A 23,454-nucleotide genomic window follows, 5' to 3' on the forward strand; every position below is an offset into this window, starting at 1 on the left:
AAAAAGTGCTTTAGCAAAATATTTTAGATTAACTTATTTTGCTAAAGCCTTACTCTAATATTTGTATTTTAATTAATATCCTAATTCCTCATTCAAGAAAATTACATGTATTCTATCCTTATTTCCCTGTCTTCTTATTATAGTATATTCATTGCATATTCTCTCTTCACTTGAACAATCCATACAATGTCCCACCTTTACACAAGGAGTAACTTTACTTAATCTTTTGCAATTTGCAGGTGCTGATACTCTTTCATTTCTTTTAATAGCTTCTTCAATATTCTCTACAATTTTATTTACTCCTGCTATAATTATTACTTTATCTGGACCATATAACATAGCTGCTACCCTATTTCCATTGCCATCTACATTGTATAATTCTCCTTTTTTTGTAATTGCATTAGTACTAGTAAAATATATATCAGCAGAGAAAGTGTTTCTATATAATTTTTTCAAATCATCCTTACTTAACCCATGCTCATATCTGTCTAGGAAATTATATTTTCCACTTCTTAAATAATCAATAACTCCAGTTTCAAATAGGCTCATTGAACCACCACAACTTACTGTATCACCATCATTGGTAAGTTCATTAATTTTCTCAATTAGTTCTTCATGACTATTTACTAAATAGCCATTCATACCATTCTTTTTAAGTGAATTAATTGTGACATTAACCCTACTTTCCTTTAGCCATTTCATATTTTTATCCATAAACAATCCCCCTGTAAATTTATCATATAATTAATTATATCATAGCCATATATAGAATATCTTACAATAATACATATATAAAAAACCCTAATGAATAAAAAATTCACTAGGGCTAATGTTTATATTATTTTCCGCAACATTTCTTATACTTTTTGCCACTTCCACAAGGACATGCATCATTTCTACCAATTTTAATTTCATTTATTACTGTTTTTGATTCTCTCCAAGTTTTTTGTATCTCTTTTCTTTTTTCTGGTGAGAATATTCTATCCCATTGTGATAATGTATATAGATAGTCTGCTTTAGAATCAAGCATATTGAAGTATAGTTTTTCATAATCTATTTTGAAGCTAACTTCTGAATCACTTTCTATAGCTTCAAGATCTAATTCTTTATCTATACTTTCATTTATTCCATCTAAGAATCCCATAAAGTAAATTTCATTAACTTCAAATTCTTTAACTAGTTCAGAGAACTTTCCACTAATAACACCGCCATCAATTGTTAAGGCTTTTGTATATATTGATTTTTCAACCTTTGCATACTCTTTCCAAAATGCAGGTTCTCCATTTTCCTTTACATACTCTACAACATAATTTGTCCAATTGCTATATATGCTCATGTTATTTTCTCCTTCTTTATAACAAAATTTGTTTATCTATTTTATTAATTATAATAAATTTTTATTTATCTTTCAATAATATCTTATTTCTGTATTTTTAAAGTAACTATTTCATCCTTGGTAAATGGTTTTGATATATTATAGTTTCCACCTAAACTTTCAACACCTTGATTATCTATTGTAATCATTATTTTACTCACAGATTTCAACTGACTCAAAGAATTTGATATAGACTTAAGTATTGTTACTTCTTGAACTTCAGACATTTGAAACATAGCTTCTGGGCTTAAATTAATATTTGCTATGCCATCCTTAATAGAAAAACTTAAAAGTCTTGTTTCTTTTGGTAAAATAGGCTTGCTTTTTTCACTAACTTTAGCTGGCCCTTTGATGAGTTCTTGCATGATCATTTCACCTATTAAGTCTTCACTATTAATTAGTCTTTCTTCCTTTATAAGCTCGGACTTTTCAGCATCTCCTCCAAAATATAAAGTTATATCAATATAGCCATCATCCTCTGTAGCTCCTTTAGTATTTTCAAGTTTCTCTTTACTTATTATACTTGCCTTATCTTTCTTTATACTCATAGTTTTTGTAAGGTAAATTCCTCCTACAACTAGTGCTATTATAACTACTGTTATTGTTAATATTAAACTAAAGGTCTTCTTTTTCATTCTACACCTCCTATTTCTAACCAAACTTTTTATCCGATGACTACCTACTCTAATACTACATCTTCTTCAAAGTGGGAGTAAAGAGTGGCTACGTCCCTGGATAACGATTTCTAGAGCTTCAAAGAAGCTAAGAACCTGTTTATATTTCTGATAATATACTATGCCTATCTCTATTGCACATTTTTAATTCTATATCTTTTTGTACGATAATATTATTTTCCCTTAATACACTTGCCACAGTTTCATAAGCAAGCTCTGGATAATTATTTGTTTTACTTAGATGCCCTAAGTATATAGTTTTATGATTTCCTTTTAAAACATCTACTATAGCTTTACCACAATCTTCATTGGATAAATGTCCTTTTGCACTTAGTATTCTTTGCTTTAACGGATATGGATATGGCCCAAATTTAACCATTTCTATATCATGATTACTCTCTATTAAAATCATATCACTATCTTCTAGTGCCATTTTTACTTCTATAGAAAAGTGACCTAAATCAGTAGCTATACAACATGATTTTTTAGAGCCATGTACTCTATAACCTCTAGGGCATGCTGCATCGTGAGGTATAGGAAAATTCTCTATGGTCAAATCATTAATTTCAGTAAACTTACCATCAATTATTTTTATATTCTTCTCCTTAATACTTCCAATTTTCCCATCCATGGCTTCCCAGGTGAGACTTGGTGCATATATAGGAATATCGTATTTCCTTGAAAATACTCCGGCCCCTTTAATGTGATCTGAATGTTCATGAGTAATAAATATACCATCTATAGAATTAGGATTTATACCTATATCCCCTAATTCTTTATCGATAGCCTTACCGGGCATTCCCACATCCACTAGAATGTTACTATTGTTTTCTGATACAAATATACTATTCCCACTGCTACCACTAAATAATGGGCAAAATTTCATAATTATCTCCTCAATCTAGTATCTATAATACATATAAAACTTATATATTTACTCTTCTAATATCTGCACCTAAAGCTTTAAATTTCTCTTCTATATACAAATATCCTCTATCTATATGTTCAATGCCTTCAACTTCAGTTTTTCCTTGGGCTGAAAGACCTGCAATAACTAAAGCTGCACCTGCTCTTAAATCTGTTGCTTTAACATTAGCTCCAGATAAATTTTTAACTCCATCTATTATAGCTATTCTACCTTCTATTTTAACATTTGCACCCATTTTCTTTAACTCATCTATATGCTTAAATCTTGATTCATATATACTTTCATTTACAATGCTTCTACCTTGTGCCATAGTTAAAAGAGTACTCATTGGCTGTTGTACATCTGTTGGAAATCCTGGATATGGTAAAGTCTTTATATTTACACCTTTAAGGTTATTTCCACTTCTAACTATAACTTTATCCTCATCTTCTATAACTTCTATACCCATTTCCACAAGCTTTGCTGAAATAGATTCTAAGTGTTTTGGTATTACATTATTTAATGTAACATCTCCACCACAAGCTGCTGTTGCTATCATAAAGGTTCCAGCTTCAATTTGATCCGGTATAACTGAATAATTACATCCTGAAAGTTCCTCTACTCCATTAATCTTTATTACATCAGTTCCAGCACCTTTTACATTTGCCCCCATAGTATTTAGGAAATTGGCTACGTCTACTACATGTGGTTCTTTTGCTGCATTCTCTAAAACTGTGGTTCCTTCCGCAAGAACCGCTGCAAGCATGATATTTATTGTAGCTCCTACGCTAACTACATCAAAATATATAGTTGTTCCAACTAATTTTTCTGCAACCAAATTTACTGCACCATGTTCTATGGTAACTGTAGCTCCTAAGGCTTCAAATCCTTTGATATGCTGATCTATTGGTCTATCTCCAATAGGGCAGCCCCCTGGAAGTTCTACTCTAGCCTTTTTAAATCTAGATAATAATGATCCTAATAAGTAATAGGATGCTCTCATATTCCTTACTTCTGGGATTGTAGCATTGGTTGTTACTATATTTGTGCTATCAATTTTAATTGAATTACAACTTGATTCTACTTTACATCCTAAATATTCTAAAATAATTTCTAAACAATTTATATCTTCTATATTAGGAACATTTTCTATTGTACAAACTCCCTTAGACGCTAAAATTGCTGCTGGTAAAATTGCTACAGCTGCATTTTTTGCGCCATTAATATTTACATTTCCAAATAATGGATTGCCTCCATTTATAACTAATTTTTCCATACAGGTATCATCCTCACTATTTATATAATGTCCATACTTTACATATGTTAACTTAATTTAATGTCTATCTATATCTATGTCAATTAAACTTAATTTTTAAATGTTAAAATCTCATAGTTATAATTATATCACAATGTTCGTATATTTTAATAAAAATTTTAAATTTATAAGTGTAATTTTTATTTTTAATTTTTATATACATATAAAAGTAAAAATATAATTAACTATATATATCTATTATAACCTATTATTATATGTTATAATACTGTTAATTGTAGCGTTAAAGTATTTTATAATAATATAATACTTTATAATAAAAATCTACATTCGGGAGGAAAAAATGAAATATTATTTAGTTGCATTGGTGGATGATAAATCTGTTGATGACATTATATCTATCCAAAAATTTTTAAATAAGAAATATAAGTTGTATAAAAACATATCTAATTTGTACATTCCTCTAGGTTCTGTGTCTAATACAGAGCTTGATAAATTAGATGAGATAATCTCAAAAATTTTATCTCCTTATAAAAAATTTAAAGTTGGAATTGATAATGATATTTTCATTAACGATACATCTAATACTGTAAACTTAAAAGTTAAAGATAAAGGATACATAAACAAGATATCTAGAAGCATGTTTGACATGCTTAATACTCATGGTATAAGTGTCAAAGATTTCTCAACACTATCCTATTTTAACATGCCTATTTCTAATGCTAACAATGCGATTAGAAAGGCTTATTCAAATAGCTTATTTACCTTAGATGAAAGTAAAGATAAAACTGATTTGTTTAATTTTACTAAGATAAATAAAATCGAGGTTTGGAAACAGCTTAACAATAGAAGAGACACTTTAGTTAAAAGTTATGATTTAAAAGAGTTTTAATATTAAAAACAATTTCTTTTCTATAATTTTAACTTTATAATTAATAGAATTAAGCGAAGATATACCCCTTAAATTTTAAATAATTATATCCATATTAGGGTAAGCTATCTTTAAAAGGATGGTGAAAGTTTTTATGTTGGGTATAATTTTCTCAATAATTGCAGGGGTAACTATGAGTGTTCAAGGTGTATTTAATACAGAACTTTCAAAAAAAATCGGACTATGGGAAACCACAGTATTAACTCAAGCTATTGCACTTATAACTGCCCTAATAGTGTTATTCTTTGCAGGTGACGGTACCTTTAGAAATTTAAAATATGCTAACAAACTTTACCTTTTAGCCGGAGTATTAGGTGCTGTTATTACATTTACAGTAATTAAGGGTATGTCTAGTCTTGGCCCGGCTATAGCTGTAGCAACTATTCTTATTGCCCAACTTATTGCAGCTGCACTTATCAATCATTTTGGTTGGTTTGGCTCTACTGAAGCTGGATATGGAATACGAGAATGCATAGGTGTTGTCATAATGATAGCTGGAATTATAGTTTTTAAATGGAAAGGATAGCTTATATCTTTTCTATTTTTTCGTAAGGAGTTTTAACAGTTCTCAAATAGAAATCTTTTTTTCATATAAATCTTAAATTATTATTAATAGGAGGTAGACTATGGATTTTAAACAATTAGAAGCATTTATTACAGTATCTAAACTTAGAAGTTTTTCTAAGGCTGCAAATGCTATTTACCTATCTCAACCTACTATAAGTTCTCATATTTCCAGTTTAGAAAAAGAACTTAATATTCAATTATTTGATAGAACATCTAAGGAAGTTAATCTTACACCTGTAGGAGAATCTTTTCTACAATATGCTAATGATATTATAAATTTAAGGAATAATGCTATCACCGATCTATCTAATTTCAATAATAATATTACTGGTGTCTTAAACATTGCTGCTAGCACTACGCCATGCAATTCCTTACTACCTACTCTTGTTTCAACCTTTAGTGAACTCTACTCAAACGTTAAATTTAACATTAAAGAACAAGGTTCTGTATCTATAATCAAAGATATTATAGATCTTAAATGTGAAATTGGTTTAGTTGGTACAATCATAGATAATTCAAAAATAAATAGTTATAAGATAATAGAAGATGAACTTGTTATTGTTTCTAATTCTAAATTAAATTTATCTGAAACTATTTCCATTGATGATTTAATAAAATATCCTTTTATAATAAGAGAAAAAGAATCTGCCACTCGACATACTTTAGAAGCTCAGCTTCATTCTAACAAAATAGATCCTAAGAAATTAAAAGTTCTTTGTGAGGTAAATAGTGTACATGCTCAACTTAAACTTATTAATCTAGGATTAGGAATTTCTATAATTAGTAAAAGTCTATGTGATGATGGCTTTATTAGTGGTAACATGCGTATAAGCCGAGTAGAAAATGTAGACTTAAGAAGAGATCTCTTCTTAATAGTAAGCTCTAAAAGAACTCTTACTCCTATTGCAAGAGCATTTTTTTCTATGTGTAAGAATATATATAATTTATAAAACTTTAAAAGCTAAGATGAGAATATAAAAATTCTTAATCTTAGCTTTTATTTTTATAATAAATAAAAGCTTTAACAAATACTCCTAGTTTACATATACTAATAAGTGTAATAAGTATATAAGGAGTATTTTATGCTTTTTAATAAAAAACTTGACCCAACTCTTAAAAATGTGATGGATAATGATATTTATAATAGATATAGAATAATAATTAAATACGGTAGTATTAAAAATTCAATAGAGAAATACATTAAATCCTCAAAAGGTGAAGTCTTGTATAATATTAAATCCTTGCATTGTTTATGTGTACTTGCTACCAAAAGAGCTATTAAAAGAATTATAGAGCTTCCGGAAGTTAAGTATATATGCATTGATGACATAGCATTTTTATGCAACAAAAATATCCTTCATGCCAATGGAATTTTTTTAGATAACAAGAGATTTGAAGTGTTAAAAAATAAAGAGGTTTCAGGTAAAGGCATAGGTATTGGCATTATTGATAGTGGCGTGTATCCACATATAGATTTATCTACCCCATCAAATAAAGTAAAAAAATTTATTGATATAATTAATGGTTCAACATACCCTTATGATGACAATGGTCATGGGACTTTTATTTCTGGATTAATATGTGGAGAAGGTACAAATAAAAAAGTAAAACAACATGGCATTGCTGTTGATAGCCATTTAGTTATGGTAAAAGCCTTTAATAAGCTTGGTAAAGGGTATATTTCAGCTACTTTATTTGCTTTGGAATGTTTATATAATAGTATTGATGAATTTAATATAAAAATAGTATGTGCACCTTTTGAAATAACTACTCTAAATAAGTTTATTTTATCTCTATATGATAAAATTTTTACCTTACTTAGAAATAAAAACATAATAATAGTTGTACCTGCTGGTAATAATGAAGATAAAGAAGATACTATAAAAGGTATTGCTCTATCTGATAAGGTGCTTACAATAGGTGGAATAGATACAAATTCTACTTATAAAATAAGTGATTATTCCTGTTGCGGCTCTAATAAAATATTAAAAAAACCTGATTTTGTTGCTGCAAGTGATAATATTATATCTTTAAACACAGACTGTAATTATATATCCGAGAGAGATGGTGAAAAAATATATCCCCCACCGCTTACATCACCTTATACTATTCGTAGTGGAACATCTATATCCTGTGCTTTTATAGCAGGTATCTGTGCACTATTATTTGAAATAAACAACGAGTTTACCTTTGATGATATATATACTTTATTGAGAATAAATTCAACCTTGATAAATGATAAAAAATATAAACAAGGTAATGGATATATAAATATTAACAACTTAATTGGTACTGATTTGTCTTCTATTTTAATTAATAAGGATAATAAAAATAAGCATAAACATAAAAAGTAAAGCGCCCTCATTTACATGGGGTGCTTTACTTTTTTATACTAATTTATCATTTAATAATTCATTTCTTAACATATCTAAAATATTTATAGTAGATTTTTCTCGTATTTCCTGCCTATCTCCAGAAAGGTTTAATTCTTTTGTGGTAACCTTGCCTTTATAATATAATCCTATATATACTCTTCCTACTGGTTTCTCAGCAGTTCCTCCACCTGGACCCGCTACTCCTGTAGTTGATATTCCTATATCAGATCCTGAAGTCTTCGCTATTCCTTCAGCCATTTGAGCTGCTACCTCATGGCTAACAGCTCCAAATTTCTCAAGAGTTTCTCTTTTTACGTTAATTCTATTGATTTTAGTCTGATTATTATAGGTTACTACTCCTTCAAGTAAGCTTTTTGATATACCAGGATAGTTAATTAATCTTGCTGCAACCATTCCTCCTGTACAGGATTCTGCAGTAGAAATAGTTAAACCCTTATTAACTAACATTTCTCCTATTGCATCTTCTAGAGTAATCTCTCCTTCTCCATACACACTATCATTTATCATAGTTAATCTTAATCAGAATTCATAAGTAAATTATAACTTCTGATTAAATTTCTCCCCCCTTAGTTAAACACATTTTCTAAGTTTTTAAATACATCTTTATTTTCTTTAATCTTACCATCATTACCAAGAACCACTATATAATTCATATTCATAACATCTGCTACTAATTTTGAGAAGTTATTAATATCCTTAACTGTAGTAGATAACACTTCTTTTCTTTCCTGTTGTCTATCCACCTTAGATATTCTCCTTATATAATAGCTAACTGCTGCATCTCCTGCCATGGATGGAGTTAATTGCATATCTAGTTCACTTATAGTTCCTATAATGTATTTTAACATTTCTCTATCTGTAGTTGTAAAACTTTCTAAGTATCTAGCTGCATTATCATAAGTCTTTAAGGTCTCTTTTATATTAGGATCTCTATAGCTGGCAAACATAAAATTACCACTTCTCACTATATTAGCAAAAGCTCCATAAGCTCCACCCTGTACTCTAACTTTATTCCATAGATAATCCATGCCAATTATAGTTTTCAGCACCAATAACTTTCCTGTGTATTCATATCCTAATTTTTTATAGTTATATCCCTTTGCCACATATTGAACATTAGATGGAGTAAGCATTCCTTCATTTTTGTTTTCTTCATGGAAGCCATACTTGTTAATTTGTACTTCTTCATCAGATAATACTTCTAATATCTCTGAAATGTTCTTCTTTACAGCAGTAACTTCTTCATCTTTACCAGTTACTGCTACTATTAAGCTATTTCTATTAAATACCTTATTCATTATAGCTTGAAATTTCAAAATAACACTATCTATTCTATCATCAAAGTTATTTTCTATTTCCTTTAAGAATTTATAGTACTCATATCCTGAAGTTTTTTCTATATATTCATAAGCAGGAGAAAAATAAGCTCCTAATCTTGTAGTTGCAACTTGATGTCCTCTATCCATAAGCTTCATTTCTATTCTTGATATTAAAACTCTTATAAGTTCTCTTATCCTCTTTTTATCTTCAAAGGAGGTATTCTTAATTATATCTGCCAATATTTCTAAAGCTCTTGGTACTCTATCTACTACTACACTACAATGCCCTTCAAGGTAAGTACTATATCTAAGGACATCTTTACTATCGCCATATACTTCATTTTTAAAATATATTCCACCTGTATTAATTAATATTTCATTAGATAAATCCACATAACTATAGGTTTTAGTATTAATTTTGCCTAGTAGTGTGGTTAATAGACTTAGATAGGAAATATCTTCTTGTGCTATGGTTCTGCTATCAAACATAAAATCTAAGTAAGCAATTTTACTTGTAAATGCATCATGATGAAGTAGCTTCACTCCGGAAACAGCCTGCTCTATAACTCCTAATTCTTCAACTTTCTCGTCTATATCATCTATTGATAATACTGGTATAGTCTCTAATATTTCTTCTGGGTCAGGAGTGTTCTGTCTATTTATTAAAGACTTTGTTTCATTAATTATGTCTTGTATTTCCTCAACAGATAGATTTTCTTTATATTCCTTTAATCCAGTTCTTAATTTTTTATCCTTTTCATCTGCTAAACCCCTTTTAGGCGCTAATACTATTAATGAGCTATGATTATTGTTTAATATATATTTTTCAATTAATTGTTCAAAATAATTTGAAGTTAGTGCTTTCTTTATTTTTTCCATATTCTTTTCATATTTTAAGTGAATTAACGGATCTCCATCATGTAGCCAACTATCCATAGCTGTCATATAATAGAATAAACCTTTAGGCATGCCCTGAAAATCTGCTTCTCTTAACTTAAATTCTGTAATGTTTATGCATGCCTCTATTAGTTTTTTATCAATTCCATTTTTAACCAAAGATTTTAATGTATCAAACACTACATTCTTAAATTCTTCTTTTTTATTTGCATCACTATTTTTAAGTACTATACTAAATACCGGTTGTAAAATCCCATTATCAAAGCTTCCATATACATCCTTTCCTAGGTTAGCATCAAGGATTGCTTGTTTTAATGGAGCTCCTTGAGTTTCTAATAAAAGATATTCTAAAACACTTAGACTAATATATAATTCATCATTAGTACATTTTCCAATAACAAAGTTTAATGCCATGAAAGTTTTTTCATCTTCATTATCTTCATTAGAAATAGAATATTCTGTTACAACCTCTTTCATTTCTTCAAAAGGCTTCTCTGGTAATATTTCAGCATCAATATCCTTTTTTTCAAAATTGTTTAGGTAATTGTCATTAATAAATGCTAATCTCTCATCTAAGTTTCCATCTCCATATAAGAATATATAGCTGTTAGATGGATGGTAGTATTTACTATGAAATCCTAAAAACTCCTCTTCAGTTAAATCTGGTATGAATTCTGGATCTCCACCTGATTCAAATCCATAGGTATTATGTTCAAATAAAGATTTTTGAATTCCTCTCATTAACACTCCGTCTGGTGATGAAAAGGCTCCTTTCATTTCATTATAAACTACACCCTTATAAGTTAGCTCATCTTCAGAATTCTCTAATTCATAATGCCAACCTTCTTGCATTAAAATTTCCTTCGTATTATATATATTAGGATAAAACACTGCATCTAAATATACATCCATTAAATTAAAAAAGTCCTTTTCATTTTTACTTGCTAGTGGATATATAGTTTTATCACTAAAGGTCATAGCATTTAGAAATGTGTTTAATGATCCTTTTATAAGTTCTACAAATGGCTCTTTTGTAGGAAATTTGCGTGAACCACATAATACACTATGCTCTAATATATGAGCAACTCCAGTATCATCGCTTGGTGGTGTTTTAAACCCTATTGCAAATACTTTGTTAGAATCATCATTTTCCATATGTAATAATTTTGCCCCCGTTTTTTCATGTATAAAAACTCTAGCTATAGAATTTATTTCTTCAACCTTTTCTTCTCTATACAACTTAAATCCATGATATATTTTTCCTAAATTATAATTCATCTTTCTCCTCCTGCTATTTTATTATTTTATCTTTTAATAGTACTACTATTATTTATCTCCCAAACTTTAATATTAATTATTATATTTTAATATAAATTTTAAATAATTTATAAATACCTTTTGCTATAACTCATACTTAAATTATATCTTATATATACTATATATAAGAATATATACTTTTAAGTTTTTATTAATTATCTATTTATGATAAAAGGTATGAAACTAGCTCTCTAATTTCATACCTATAAGTTTAATATTATTGATATTCTTTTAGGATTGGAACAATTATTTTACCTAAAGTATTAACAAAATTTAATTCATCATAAGTAAACTCCTTATGATTAATTGATGCTGTTAAGCATATTACTCCAATTATATCTATTTTGTCTTTTAATAAAACTATAATATTAGATTTTAAATCAGGAATGTTTTTAATTTCATCATATTCATCTATGCAATCCCAATCTACTCCACAAATATTTTCTCCTGAATTTATTGTAGCCTTAATCTTATTGTATTTACGTGTTTCATCAAATTTATCCCGTGTTTCATCTATAGTTTTAGAGTATCTATTGACTAATTCTCCTTGTTTTATGGTAAACAATGTACATGAATCAGCTTCAACAATTTCTGTAATTCTATTAATTGTAATGGCAATTTTTTCATCTACATTTCCCTCTGAATTAATCAAATCTATGAATTCAATTAAAGTTGAGACATTCTTATAGTCTTGGTTTTCACTACCTACAACTATACCACTTAATTTATTTGTAGTGCTTATTTTAGAACCATAGGATTCTTCCCATACTCTAGTAACATTACGACCACTATTTTTAGCTGCATATAAAGCTTGGTCTGTTTTTTCAATAAGCTCTTCATAGGTAGTCGTATGATTAGGATAATTAGCTACGCCTAAACTTACTGTTACTACTCTTTTATCTCCCATAACTTTTGCCTGATAAATTTTCACTCTAATTCTTTCAGCTATACTCTTAGCTTCCTCTATACCTGTATTAGGTAATACTATAATAAATTCTTCTCCACCATATCTTCCTACTGCATCATCTTGTCTAATATTTTTTATAATTACTTCACATATCTTACTTAATACTTGGTCACCCATTCTATGTCCAAAGGTATCATTAATGGTTTTAAATTTATCTATATCTACCATTATAGTTGAAAATTCAGAGTTGAAATTAAAAGATCTGTCTATCTGTTCATGAATAAAGGATTCTAAATACCTTCTTGTTAATGTCTTAGTCAACTTGTCTATAGTAGAATTTCTTTTTATATTAAGTTTATCAATTATCATGTACAAAATTCTACATATAGTTACACACTGATGCATTGTCTCCTCATTTATGTTATTTAATTTCCTTTTACTTTCCACATATACATATCCTAATACATCATGATTATAATCATATTTACTCATACCTCTACTATTTTTAGAAATTTGAGTTATTGGTATACACATAGCTGCTTTTATATCATTTTCAATGTCATAACTTAGTATATTCCCATTAGCATCACAAATAACTTTTCTACTTAACCTAATAGGTATTCCCTTATTTCTAGCTATGTTAACTATAGACATATCATCTGGCAGTTCTACATCATTTCCATCACTTGACACTATAGAAAATGTATTATTATTCTCTATTATTATATTAGTTTTCGTTGCTAAACTAACATAATTTATATATTTGCATATGATGTCCATACTTTCTTGACTATTTCCACATAAGTTATTTAGTAAGTCCTCAATACTATCAATATCTGTAAGATAATCCTTAGATGAATCCTTTAGTGATTTTATAAATTCTTCATTTACAAAATCACTCTCTAATATAATTTGAAATAAATCTTCAATGTTTTCTGTTGTATTAATATTTATTTGATCTAACTTTATTCCTTTTCTTTGATTATAGTAACTTTTTATTTGTAGTAGTATTCGAAAGCAATCCACCATGTTTCCTTGATTCTGTAAAAAAGATTTTCTATAGTTCTTAGGAATTTGCAATAATATATCATGTATTATATCACAGACTTCTGAAATATATAACGCCGCTTTAGCCCTATCTCCATTCTCATAATAGTTATATCCTATTTTATAATATATTTTCCATAATAAATTAGAATTTTTAATATCCTTATATTGAGCTAATGCCTCTTCTAATTCATCTATAGGCATATATTTATCTATAACAGCTTTAATATATATTAAAGTCAATTTATTAAGATCAGACTTTATTTGATGTTCAAAATTTTTAATGTAATAAAATATTTCTGTAGCTACACCATTTAAGTCTTGATTTAAAAGTTGTAAAACTCCATCGGATAGCATTGATACCCTTAAATCTACATATACTATCTTTTCACTAGCCTCTATTATCTCTTCTATACTTTTCATTTTTCTCTCTATAAGTATATTGTTTATAATACAAAGTAGCTCCATTTTATATTTCATTAAAGAATTCGTATTATCGAAAGCCTTTTTACCTTCTAATAAATAATCCATAGCTTTTTGTCTATTACCAATTAAGGAATTGATATAATGTTCCAATATGTAGTATGGAACTAATTCTTGCTCAAAAATTGAATTTCTTTCTATATATTTATTGCATATATCTATATATCTAAAACATTCAGAATACTTTCCTTGCTTATATAATGTAGATGCCATATATACATAATTATAAAAATTCATATATATTAATTCGTTTTGAGTAGCTATATTCGAAGCCTTATTTAAATACCTATATGCTTCATCGTAATTTACTAAAACATAACTAAAAAATCCCATATTAGATAAAGCTATTACTTCATAAAACTTATTTTGTTCAATCTTACTTATTTTATAAAGCCTATCAAACCAATTCAGTGCTTCATCACCATATTGATAATAATCACCATATATAACTCCAATGCTATTATATATTCTAGGTAATGCTTTAGTATAGTTCTTTTCGTAACATTCGGTAACTGTTCCTTTTAATATCTTTAAAGCTTCTTCTTCCTTACATTGGGCAATTAATGCATTACAATAACTATTATAGAAACCAACTTTATAATCCATATGCTCTTCTTTACAAAGTCTTATTCCTTCCCTGCATACATCTTTAATCTTCTCATACTCTCCAGTATTGTATGAGTTTCTCACTATTATTCTTAAGTATTCTATAGTGCCTTTTAAATAGTCTACACTTTCTAGTGATTTTGATATCTTCTTAGTGTAGTACTCAATCTCTTCTTCCATACATAAATCTATGTATATCCAAATCATTTCTACCATAATATCTATATTAGTAATTATCTTATCTTGAAACTTACATAGTTCTTGAGCTTTAATATAATACTCTAATGCCACACTTTTTTCAGATATACTATTGTATAACTTACCTAAATTCATATTAGTTTCTATTTCATCATTAATAAATTCATTTCTATTTTCAAACTTATCAATGATTTGAAGAATCTTAAAACTATATCTTATAGCCTCATTTACACTGTTCATATTCTCTAATCTCTGCTCGTTTTTCTTATAGTAGTATATAAGTTTTCTACCAAGCCCTAAAATCTCAAGATGATAGATAAGTTCTTCTATATAGATATTTAATTCATCGTAGCAATATCCTTCAAGCACTACTACAATTTTTCTGTGAATATCTTCTTTTTTAGATTGCTCCAAATCCTTATATAGATAACTTCTTAAAAATTTATTATAAAAGGTATACACAAATCCATTATCCCCTATGGAACTATATAGTATACCCTTAGCTACCAACTGATCAACTACATTATCTACATCACTTTCATTTGTTGTAAGTACATCTTTTAATACTCTTACTGGCATTGGGGTATAAAAGAATGAAATTATATATAAAATTTCATAGGATAGTTTGTCCACATTTTTTAATTGGGTTTCACAGACCTTTTCCATATTCATTGGCATATACATATCATGGTTATCAGGCTTATACCATCTACCATTTTCTTCGTTTAAATATATGATCTCTCTATTACATAAATCCTTTAAGGACTCTTCAATGAATAATGGATTTCCCATTGAATATTTATAAAATGTACTTATAAATTCATCAGATATCTTCTCAACATTTAATATATTTCTTAGCATCTTTGCAGAATTGCTCTCTGTTAATGATCTAAGGTGAACACTTAACGCAACTTTGTCTTCAATGTATTCAATAAACTGTGTAAAATTATTGTTATTAAGGCAATCACCATCCCTATATCCAATAATAATAAGAACATTAGTCCTAAAATAGGCTTTGTTCAACATATATTGAATTAAATTTAGTGTTAATGTATCATACATATTCATATCATCTATGATAATTACCCCTGGATTATCATAGTAATACTCTTGTAAAAATGATGATATCTTAGCTATAAGTATAAGTCTCTCTTTATTTTCTAGTTTAAAATAGCCTAAATTTTCATTATTATTATCTCCATAAATCTCTGGAGCTAGCAGCATTATTTCTTTCTTATATTTGCTAATTAAATTTTTATCTGCAATACTCACTATTTTTCTTAATAACTGTGCAATAGTAACTTTCGTAGATTCTTCTTTATTACTTTTCATATAAAAACATCTAAGCCTTTTATTTTCTTTAACATTCATAATGTATTTTATGTGTTTTAATAACCGAGTCTTACCTATTCCAATTTCACCATGAATTAATATAATATTTTTAGTTTCATGATATTTAACTATATGATTTATGGACTCCATAATCATTTTTAGCTCTTCATCTCTACCTATTAATGGGATATTAAAATTTAACTCTCTTTTTTCACTATTAACTTCATATTTAAAGTTCATGTTATATATAGAATTAACTTGTTTAATAATATCAAAAATACTATTTATTGAGTTATCTCTACTACTACATAGTTTATCTATTAAATTATATAGTTTTACTCCAAATAACTCTTTATATTCTTGTCCTTCATTATTTTCCATGTGTTTTATAATTATTTTACAAGTTTTAGAATCTCTATATCTTCCTTTATTTTTTAATGAAATATTAATTAATATTTCACATAATCTATTTATATAGTATCTCTCTTCTTTAAATTTATTAGAAGTAACCTCTTCTATGTCTTCTGAATAACTAGCTATACCTGTTTCTCTTGATTGTAAAAGTGTGGTTAATTTATCTTTTAATTTAATTTTAAAATCTAAACTTACATATATATTGTCATCACTAAATGGAACTACTTTCATATAATTGTAACTTTGATTATATGCTACTACACATATTTCTAAAAATACTTTAATTAATATTTCTTCAGAAATGCTTTCTACAGCATCTAGCAATATCTTGTAATTACTATAAACCTCTGTAGTGTAATAATAATTATCCATCTTATCTTTGTTATCTACACTGTTTACTACACCAAAATCTAAAATTCTTATAACATCATTTTTTATAGTAGGTATTTTTTCATATTCAGTTATACAATAATTAATTATTTTATTTTCTATATTAGAATTATTTACAACATAAATGTTTACCATAGACATGTTATTATTTATGTCTATGGCCTCATATACAGAATAAATTCTATTTTGGTTTAATAATTCCACTATTTTATATCTTTCATTAATTATCTTCATATTTAGTACCTACCTAATTAAAATAATATTAAGTTTGATGTAGATTATTGTTAAATAACTCATAACTATCTATCTTTATTACATATTATACCATACAGCACCGTAATAATGTACTTATCCATTTTCTTAATGACAAAATAATTTCTTGTATTTTTAGACAAAAATCTTCAATTTAATATTAATTTTTAACCCTATTGTATACAAATATATATTAAGTTAATATTTCATACCCATCTTCAGTAACTAGTATGGTGTGTTCCCACTGAGCAGATAACTTGTTATCTTCTGTAACGGCAGTCCAGTTATCATCTAACACAACAGTTTCTGGTACCCCTTCATTTATCATTGGTTCTACTGTAAATGTCATTCCTGGTAAAAGAATCATTCCTTCGCCTTTTTGTCCTATATGAGGCACAAAAGGTTCTTCATGAAATTCATTACCTACACCATGACCACCATAATCATAAACTACAGAATATCCTTTGGTAGTTGCAAGCTGATTTATAGCAAATCCTATATCTCCTAAAGTATTAAAAGGTTTTATTTGCTCTATTCCTATCTTTAAGCACTCTTTAGCAGTTTGTACCAAATCTCTTGCTTTATCACTAACGTTTCCCATGAGAAATGTTCTGTTTGAATCACCATAATAACCATCTAGAATACAAGTTACATCAACATTAACTATATCACCATCTTTTATTATAGTTTCTTCGTCTGGTATACCATGACAAACCACACTATTTATAGATACACAGGTGCTCTTAGGAAAACCATGATATCCTAAAGGAGCTGGATATGCTCCATGGGATACTGTATATTCATGGACCCATCTATTTACTTCTTCTGTAGATATTCCTACTGTTATTTTTTCTTCTACCATATCTAGTATCTCTTTAGTTAGCGCACAACTTTTTCTTATTCCCCCTATATCCTTTTGAGATTTTATAATTTCTCTTGGTATTTTATATCCATACTGTTCACTTAACTTTTCTAAATACTTATCTTGCTCCATATGACACTTTTTATATTTAAATCCACTTCCACACCAACAACTATCATTTCTATTTAATTTATCCATGTTAACCTCCATCATAATTACCTCTTACATTCATATATAAATCTATTACATAATTACTCTATTTTATATACTATATGTTTTACTTCTATTATATCACTTATTCCTTCTTCCCATATTTTAATAGTAAATAATAATAAAAAAGTTTTGTAGAAATACATCTACAAAACTTTAAACAATTAAAAATGATAAATATAAATATATCTTCCCTTTTTGTTCTTTAATAATTTTAAGTATTCGTATAAAGATACATGCTTTCTATTCAATGAATGCTGAGCTATAAATAAGTCATTTCTATTTAATGCTACATTAAACTCTTTAGCATGTACTACTTGAGAATGATATATTTTTTTGTTACTGTCTGCATATTGTATAACATCACCTATCATAATATAAGTATATAGTTCATCAAACCTAGCTATTGCTTCTTCTACTGTTAACTCCTTAAATTCATCTGCCATATTATTTCCATGGCCATCTTTGTTTCCCCAATATTTTCTAAAGTATTCCGCACTTCTCCATGTCAGGGAAACTTTCTTTAAAGCCATTGGATCTTTAGTATAACAAAACCAATCTGTAAACTTTCTATAATCTGCCCCCTTCATTTTCATTCCACCTGCTACTAAAACTTGACTTATAAAATTAGTACAGTCATTATCCTTAAATACAGGGTATTCTTTTACATTGGGAGTCTCTGCATAAGCTTCAGCATAAGCCTTTGCTCTTGCTCTATTATATACATAGTTTTTTCTATTGATTATCTCATCTTTAAGTTGGGATTTACTTTTGCTCCTTTTGATTATTTTAAGTAGTGTTATACTCTTCATAATCAACCTCCCATCTTAAATAATAAAACTAATTAGGTTGTAATTTAACCTCTATAATACCTATATACTCACAATCTACTGATTTGTTTACTCTTCTCTTCTATTACCAACAAAAAATAGTGCTAATAGTCCTGCACCAGTATGACTGCCTATAGTCGGTCCTAAATTATTAATTATACACTCCTTAACTCTTCCGCTTTTTCTACAGAACTCTTCTAACAACTTTGCATCTTCTACACAATCTCCATGAGAAATAGTTATTAGTTGATCTTCTCCTATGCTTCTTTCCTCAAATTTTTTTACAAGCTCTAGCATAGCTTTTTTTCTACCTCTAACCTTACTAAGGGGTATTAGTTTCCCATCATTATTCATATGAAGTACCGGTTTCACACTAAGTAAAGTTCCCACCGTTGCAGCAGAACTTGATACTCTTCCACCTCTTTTTAAATGCTTTAAATCATCTACTGTAAAGTAATGATTTATTTTTAGTTTTATTCCTTCCGCAAACTCAACTATTTCTTCTTTTGATTTATTTTCTTTCATCATATCATAAACCTTATATACTAGTAATCCTATTCCCATACTAGCAGATAATGTATCTATTATAGTTATATCACAATCTGGATATTCTTCTTTCACACTTAAAGACGCATTTATTGCATTATTTACAGTTCCTGATAACCCTGAAGATAGTCCTACATAAATAATTGCTTTTCCTTCTTTTACTATATTTTTAAAAGCTTCTTCAAATCTATATACATTAATCTGGGATGTAGTATACATATCTCCAGCTCTTAAACCATCATAAAACTCTTTAATATCTAAAGTTTGACCAAAATAATCCTCTATATCTTGGCCTTTGAAATTACACCCAATAGGTAGACCTACTATGTTAGGTTGATTTATAAATTCAATAGGTAAATCGCTACCAGAATCAACTACTAAAACTACTTTGTTATTCATATATCATATTCCTCTCATTTATAAATTTATATAGCTTCTACTACATTCATTTTATATACTTAATTTTAATTATGGTCTCTTCTATATTATAATAGCTAGTTCAATTACTCATTTAATTATATATTAACAAAATAAAATAGACCAATTATTATTAGTATTATAATCATTTTACTATAAGTTAAAACAATTTACATCAATACTATATTATAATTAGTCATATATTACCATATTTTATTAGTTTATTCTATATATTTACCTAATTTTCTAAACTTATAATATCTCTTAGTCAATAAAGAGTCTACAGGTTCTTTACTTAATCTTTCTAATACTTCTTTTAAATTTGCTTTTATACTTAAAATCATTTTATTTGAATTTTCCTGTGCTCCTCCTTTAGGTTCTTTAATAACCCTATCAATAACTCCTAAATCTAATAAATCTGAAGATGTTATTTTCATTATTTCAGCTGCCTCTTTAGCTTTAGTAACATCTTTATATAAAATAGATGCAAATCCTTCTGGAGATAAAATTGAGTATATAGAATTCTCAAGCATCCATACCTCATCAGCAACAGCAAGAGCCAATGCTCCTCCACTTCCACCTTCTCCTATAATCATAGAAACTATAGGAACCTTTAAATTGCTCATAGTCATAAGGTTTTTAGCAATTGCCTCCCCTATACCGCGCTCTTCTGATTCTATCCCACAAAAGGCACCTGGAGTATCTACAAAAATAATTACAGGTCTTTTAAACTTTTCTGCTTGGAGCATAAGTCTTAATGCTTTTCTATATCCCTCTGGCTTTGGCATTCCAAAATTTCTTTCTATATTTTCTTTAGTACTATTGCCCTTTTGTATTCCAATAACTGTAACACTTTTATTTTCAAATTTAGCTATACCACCTACTATGGCACTATCATCACCATAGCCTCTATCGCCTTTTAACTCTATAAAATCCTCAAATATACTATTAATATAGTTAAGTGCTGTAGGTCTTTTAATACTACGTGCTATACTTACCTTTTCCCACGAGCTAAACTTGTTATCCATCTACTTCCAACACCTCTATTCCTTGTATCTTCAATTCACATGTATTTTTATAATAGCACTAAGAGTACTCTTCATATCCTTTCTGTGTACAACCCTATCTACATAGCCCTTTTCCAAAAGAAATTCCGCTGTCTGAAAATTATCTGGTAGCTTTTGCTTTATTGTTTGCTCAATAACTCTTCGTCCCGCAAATCCAATAAGTGCATTAGGTTCAGCAAGTATTATATCTCCTATCATTGCAAAACTTGCTGTTACACCTCCAGTGGTTGGATCTGTTAGTACAGATATATATAGTAACCCCTTATCATTATGATAGGATAAGGCTGCTGACGTTTTGGCCATTTGCATAAGAGAAAATATTCCTTCTTGCATTCTTGCTCCTCCAGAGCAAGTAAATATTACTATTGGGAGCTCCTCATTTGTTGCTAATTCTATAGCTCGTGTAATCTTCTCTCCAACTACACTTCCCATACTTCCCATAAGAAAATTACTATCCATAACACATATAACTACAGTATTACCATCTATCTTTCCTATACCAGCTATAACAGCTTCCTTCATATTAGTAACTCTTTGTATCTTACTTACCTTCTCCGTATATTCTGGAAAATCTAAAGGATTGTCTGAAATGATATCTGCAAATAATTCTTTAAATGTTCCTTCATCAATTGTTTGCTTAATTCTTTCTCTTGCTGTAAGTCTAAAATGTCCTCCACAAGAATAACACACTTTTAAATTATTTACTAAATCTCCTCTATATATGGTATTACCGCATTTAGGACACCTAATCCACATTCCATCAGGTACTTGTGGCCTCTTTTTTATCTCGCTCTCTTTATTACTCGGTTTTACTTCGATATAAACATTTTTTTTAAATAATGACCTTAAATCTTTCATATAATTACCTCATTTAGATTTAAACTATTTAACTTTATTAAGATATGCTTCTAAGAACCCTGTATCAAACGTTCCTTCTACAAAACTCTCATTAGTTAAAATATCAAGCTGAAGGTCTATGTTAGTACTAACTCCTTCTATTATGAATTCACTTAATGCTCTTTTCATTTTGCTTATAGCTTCTTCTCTATCTTTACCGTGAACTACAAGTTTACCAATCATTGAATCATAGCAGTGTGGAATTTTATATCCTTGATATACCGCAGAATCTAACCTAATACCATTTCCACCAGGTACATATAAATTAGTTATTTCACCTGGACAAGGTCTAAAATTTTTATAAGGATCCTCCGCATTTATTCTACACTCAATAGAGTGACCTGTAATTTTTATATCTTCTTGTGAAAAACTTAACTTTTCTCCATAAGCTATTCTAATTTGCTCTTTTATTAAGTCAATTCCTGTTACCATTTCTGTTACAGGATGCTCTACCTGTATTCTAGTGTTCATCTCCATGAAATAGAACTTCTTATGCTTATCTACTAGGAATTCTATAGTTCCAGCATTTACATACCCTATAGATTTAGCTGCTTTAACCGCAGTCTCTCCCATTTTTTTTCTCATACTATCATCTATAAATACTGATGGTGCTTCTTCTAACACCTTTTGATTTTTTCTTTGTATAGAACATTCACGCTCTCCTAGATATACTGTATTTCCATAATTATCTGCTATGAGTTGTATTTCTATATGCCTTGGTTTTTCTATAAACTTTTCTATATACATTGAATCATCGTTAAATGAAACTTTTGCTTCTCTCTTTGCTGCATTAAAATCACTTATAAGCTGATTCTCATTATTTACAATCCTAATTCCTTTTCCTCCGCCTCCGCTAGAGGCCTTTATCATTACTGGATATCCTATTTCTTTAGCTATTACTATAGCTTCCTCTTCATTGTTTATAATTCCCTTTGATCCTGGTACTACTGGTATATTAGCCTTTTCCATAAGTTCTCTGGCTTTTGACTTGTTTCCCATATTGTTTATATTTTCTGCTGTGGGCCCTATAAATTTAATATTACACTCTTCACACATTTTGGAAAATCTACTATTTTCAGATAAAAATCCAAATCCTGGATGAATAGCTTCTGCACCTTTTAAAATAGTAGCATTTAATATATTATTTTCATTTAGATAACTATCCTTTGAGGCTGATGGTCCAATACAAACACACTCATCTGCCATTTGTGCATGCAAAGCTTCCCTATCACCTTCAGAATATACAGCTACAGTTTGTATTCCCATTTCTCTACAAGCCCTAATTATTCTAACTGCAATTTCTCCTCTATTAGCAATTAATATCTTTTTAAACATACGGC

Annotated in this window: 17 protein-coding genes and 1 pseudogene; 4 read left to right on the forward strand and 14 right to left on the reverse strand. The window is 28.4% G+C overall.

Annotation, left to right across the window (positions count from 1 at the left end; genetic code table 11):
* Positions 1 to 72: 72 nt before the first annotated feature.
* From B3630_RS06505 to B3630_RS06525, 5 genes are all read right to left on the reverse strand, one after another.
* Complete coding sequence (locus B3630_RS06505) at positions 73 to 714, reverse strand: lactate utilization protein (protein ID WP_346896592.1); 642 nt, start codon at positions 712 to 714, stop codon at positions 73 to 75.
* A gap of 124 nt (positions 715 to 838) precedes the next feature.
* On the reverse strand, positions 839 to 1,336 hold the full coding sequence (locus B3630_RS06510; RefSeq protein ID WP_346896594.1) for an SEC-C metal-binding domain-containing protein: 498 nt from the start codon (positions 1,334 to 1,336) through the stop codon (positions 839 to 841).
* An 83-nt stretch (positions 1,337 to 1,419) separates the two neighbouring features.
* A complete protein-coding gene (locus B3630_RS06515) occupies positions 1,420 to 2,010 on the reverse strand; it encodes a GerMN domain-containing protein (protein WP_346896596.1) in 591 nt (196 codons plus the stop codon).
* A gap of 139 nt (positions 2,011 to 2,149) precedes the next feature.
* Positions 2,150 to 2,935 (reverse strand): MBL fold metallo-hydrolase, encoded by a 786-nt coding sequence (locus B3630_RS06520; RefSeq protein WP_346869865.1) that lies wholly within the window; start codon positions 2,933 to 2,935, stop codon positions 2,150 to 2,152.
* A gap of 40 nt (positions 2,936 to 2,975) precedes the next feature.
* On the reverse strand, positions 2,976 to 4,232 hold the full coding sequence (locus B3630_RS06525) for a UDP-N-acetylglucosamine 1-carboxyvinyltransferase (protein ID WP_346869864.1): 1,257 nt from the start codon (positions 4,230 to 4,232) through the stop codon (positions 2,976 to 2,978).
* 340 nt (positions 4,233 to 4,572) lie between these two features.
* Between B3630_RS06525 and B3630_RS06530 the strand changes: the two genes are divergently transcribed.
* The 4 genes from B3630_RS06530 to B3630_RS06545 all read left to right on the forward strand — a co-directional run bounded on the left by B3630_RS06530 (position 4,573) and on the right by B3630_RS06545 (position 8,081).
* Entirely contained in the window at positions 4,573 to 5,121 is a 549-nt protein-coding gene (locus B3630_RS06530; RefSeq protein WP_346896598.1) for a hypothetical protein, read from the forward strand.
* Positions 5,122 to 5,254: 133 nt separating this feature from the next.
* On the forward strand, positions 5,255 to 5,686 hold the full coding sequence (locus tag B3630_RS06535; protein ID WP_346869862.1) for a DMT family transporter: 432 nt from the start codon (positions 5,255 to 5,257) through the stop codon (positions 5,684 to 5,686).
* Positions 5,687 to 5,786: 100 nt separating this feature from the next.
* A complete protein-coding gene (locus B3630_RS06540; protein WP_346896600.1) occupies positions 5,787 to 6,677 on the forward strand; it encodes a selenium metabolism-associated LysR family transcriptional regulator in 891 nt (296 codons plus the stop codon).
* 132 nt (positions 6,678 to 6,809) lie between these two features.
* Positions 6,810 to 8,081: a S8 family serine peptidase gene (locus B3630_RS06545; RefSeq protein WP_346896602.1), complete on the forward strand. Its 1,272-nt coding sequence runs from the start codon at positions 6,810 to 6,812 to the stop codon at positions 8,079 to 8,081.
* A gap of 33 nt (positions 8,082 to 8,114) precedes the next feature.
* Here the strand turns inward: B3630_RS06545 and B3630_RS06550 are convergent.
* The 9 genes and pseudogenes from B3630_RS06550 to B3630_RS06590 form a co-directional block, all read right to left on the reverse strand.
* Positions 8,115 to 8,630: pseudogene (locus B3630_RS06550) on the reverse strand (nicotinamide-nucleotide amidohydrolase family protein); the annotation flags it as partial.
* 59 nt (positions 8,631 to 8,689) lie between these two features.
* Positions 8,690 to 11,617: an insulinase family protein gene (locus tag B3630_RS06555; protein WP_346896604.1), complete on the reverse strand. Its 2,928-nt coding sequence runs from the start codon at positions 11,615 to 11,617 to the stop codon at positions 8,690 to 8,692.
* Between the two features lie 256 nt (positions 11,618 to 11,873).
* The gene (locus tag B3630_RS06560; RefSeq protein WP_346896606.1) at positions 11,874 to 17,267 is read right to left on the reverse strand and encodes a diguanylate cyclase; all 5,394 of its coding nucleotides are present in this window, start codon (positions 17,265 to 17,267) and stop codon (positions 11,874 to 11,876) included.
* 211 nt (positions 17,268 to 17,478) lie between these two features.
* Positions 17,479 to 18,345: a type I methionyl aminopeptidase gene (gene map, locus B3630_RS06565; RefSeq protein WP_346896608.1), complete on the reverse strand. Its 867-nt coding sequence runs from the start codon at positions 18,343 to 18,345 to the stop codon at positions 17,479 to 17,481.
* A gap of 176 nt (positions 18,346 to 18,521) precedes the next feature.
* Entirely contained in the window at positions 18,522 to 19,169 is a 648-nt protein-coding gene (locus B3630_RS06570) for an amidase domain-containing protein (RefSeq protein WP_346896610.1), read from the reverse strand.
* Between the two features lie 87 nt (positions 19,170 to 19,256).
* On the reverse strand, positions 19,257 to 20,132 hold the full coding sequence (locus tag B3630_RS06575) for a DegV family protein (RefSeq protein ID WP_346896612.1): 876 nt from the start codon (positions 20,130 to 20,132) through the stop codon (positions 19,257 to 19,259).
* Positions 20,133 to 20,371: 239 nt separating this feature from the next.
* The gene (locus B3630_RS06580) at positions 20,372 to 21,178 is read right to left on the reverse strand and encodes an acetyl-CoA carboxylase carboxyltransferase subunit alpha (RefSeq protein ID WP_346896614.1); all 807 of its coding nucleotides are present in this window, start codon (positions 21,176 to 21,178) and stop codon (positions 20,372 to 20,374) included.
* Positions 21,179 to 21,208: 30 nt separating this feature from the next.
* Positions 21,209 to 22,075, reverse strand: coding sequence for an acetyl-CoA carboxylase, carboxyltransferase subunit beta (gene accD, locus B3630_RS06585; protein ID WP_346896616.1), 867 nt, complete (start codon positions 22,073 to 22,075; stop codon positions 21,209 to 21,211).
* Positions 22,076 to 22,099: 24 nt separating this feature from the next.
* On the reverse strand, positions 22,100 to 23,449 hold the full coding sequence (locus B3630_RS06590) for an acetyl-CoA carboxylase biotin carboxylase subunit (RefSeq protein ID WP_346896618.1): 1,350 nt from the start codon (positions 23,447 to 23,449) through the stop codon (positions 22,100 to 22,102).
* Between the last annotated feature and the right edge of the window lie 5 nt (positions 23,450 to 23,454).

It is taken from the genome of Clostridium sp. UBA7503 (genome assembly GCF_002477055.1).
Taxonomy (GTDB): domain Bacteria; phylum Bacillota; class Clostridia; order Clostridiales; family Clostridiaceae; genus Clostridium_J; species Clostridium_J sulfidigenes.

Coding starts and splice junctions, on each gene's coding strand:
- B3630_RS06505 (WP_346896592.1), bottom strand. CDS start 714: ATGGATAAAAATATGAAATGGCTAAAGGAAAGTAGGGTTAATGTCACA.
- B3630_RS06510 (WP_346896594.1), bottom strand. CDS start 1,336: ATGAGCATATATAGCAATTGGACAAATTATGTTGTAGAGTATGTAAAG.
- B3630_RS06515 (WP_346896596.1), bottom strand. CDS start 2,010: ATGAAAAAGAAGACCTTTAGTTTAATATTAACAATAACAGTAGTTATA.
- B3630_RS06520 (WP_346869865.1), bottom strand. CDS start 2,935: ATGAAATTTTGCCCATTATTTAGTGGTAGCAGTGGGAATAGTATATTT.
- B3630_RS06525 (WP_346869864.1), bottom strand. CDS start 4,232: ATGGAAAAATTAGTTATAAATGGAGGCAATCCATTATTTGGAAATGTA.
- B3630_RS06530 (WP_346896598.1), top strand. CDS start 4,573: ATGAAATATTATTTAGTTGCATTGGTGGATGATAAATCTGTTGATGAC.
- B3630_RS06535 (WP_346869862.1), top strand. CDS start 5,255: ATGTTGGGTATAATTTTCTCAATAATTGCAGGGGTAACTATGAGTGTT.
- B3630_RS06540 (WP_346896600.1), top strand. CDS start 5,787: ATGGATTTTAAACAATTAGAAGCATTTATTACAGTATCTAAACTTAGA.
- B3630_RS06545 (WP_346896602.1), top strand. CDS start 6,810: ATGCTTTTTAATAAAAAACTTGACCCAACTCTTAAAAATGTGATGGAT.
- B3630_RS06555 (WP_346896604.1), bottom strand. CDS start 11,617: ATGAATTATAATTTAGGAAAAATATATCATGGATTTAAGTTGTATAGA.
- B3630_RS06560 (WP_346896606.1), bottom strand. CDS start 17,267: ATGAAGATAATTAATGAAAGATATAAAATAGTGGAATTATTAAACCAA.
- map (WP_346896608.1), bottom strand. CDS start 18,345: ATGGATAAATTAAATAGAAATGATAGTTGTTGGTGTGGAAGTGGATTT.
- B3630_RS06570 (WP_346896610.1), bottom strand. CDS start 19,169: ATGAAGAGTATAACACTACTTAAAATAATCAAAAGGAGCAAAAGTAAA.
- B3630_RS06575 (WP_346896612.1), bottom strand. CDS start 20,132: ATGAATAACAAAGTAGTTTTAGTAGTTGATTCTGGTAGCGATTTACCT.
- B3630_RS06580 (WP_346896614.1), bottom strand. CDS start 21,178: ATGGATAACAAGTTTAGCTCGTGGGAAAAGGTAAGTATAGCACGTAGT.
- accD (WP_346896616.1), bottom strand. CDS start 22,075: ATGAAAGATTTAAGGTCATTATTTAAAAAAAATGTTTATATCGAAGTA.
- B3630_RS06590 (WP_346896618.1), bottom strand. CDS start 23,449: ATGTTTAAAAAGATATTAATTGCTAATAGAGGAGAAATTGCAGTTAGA.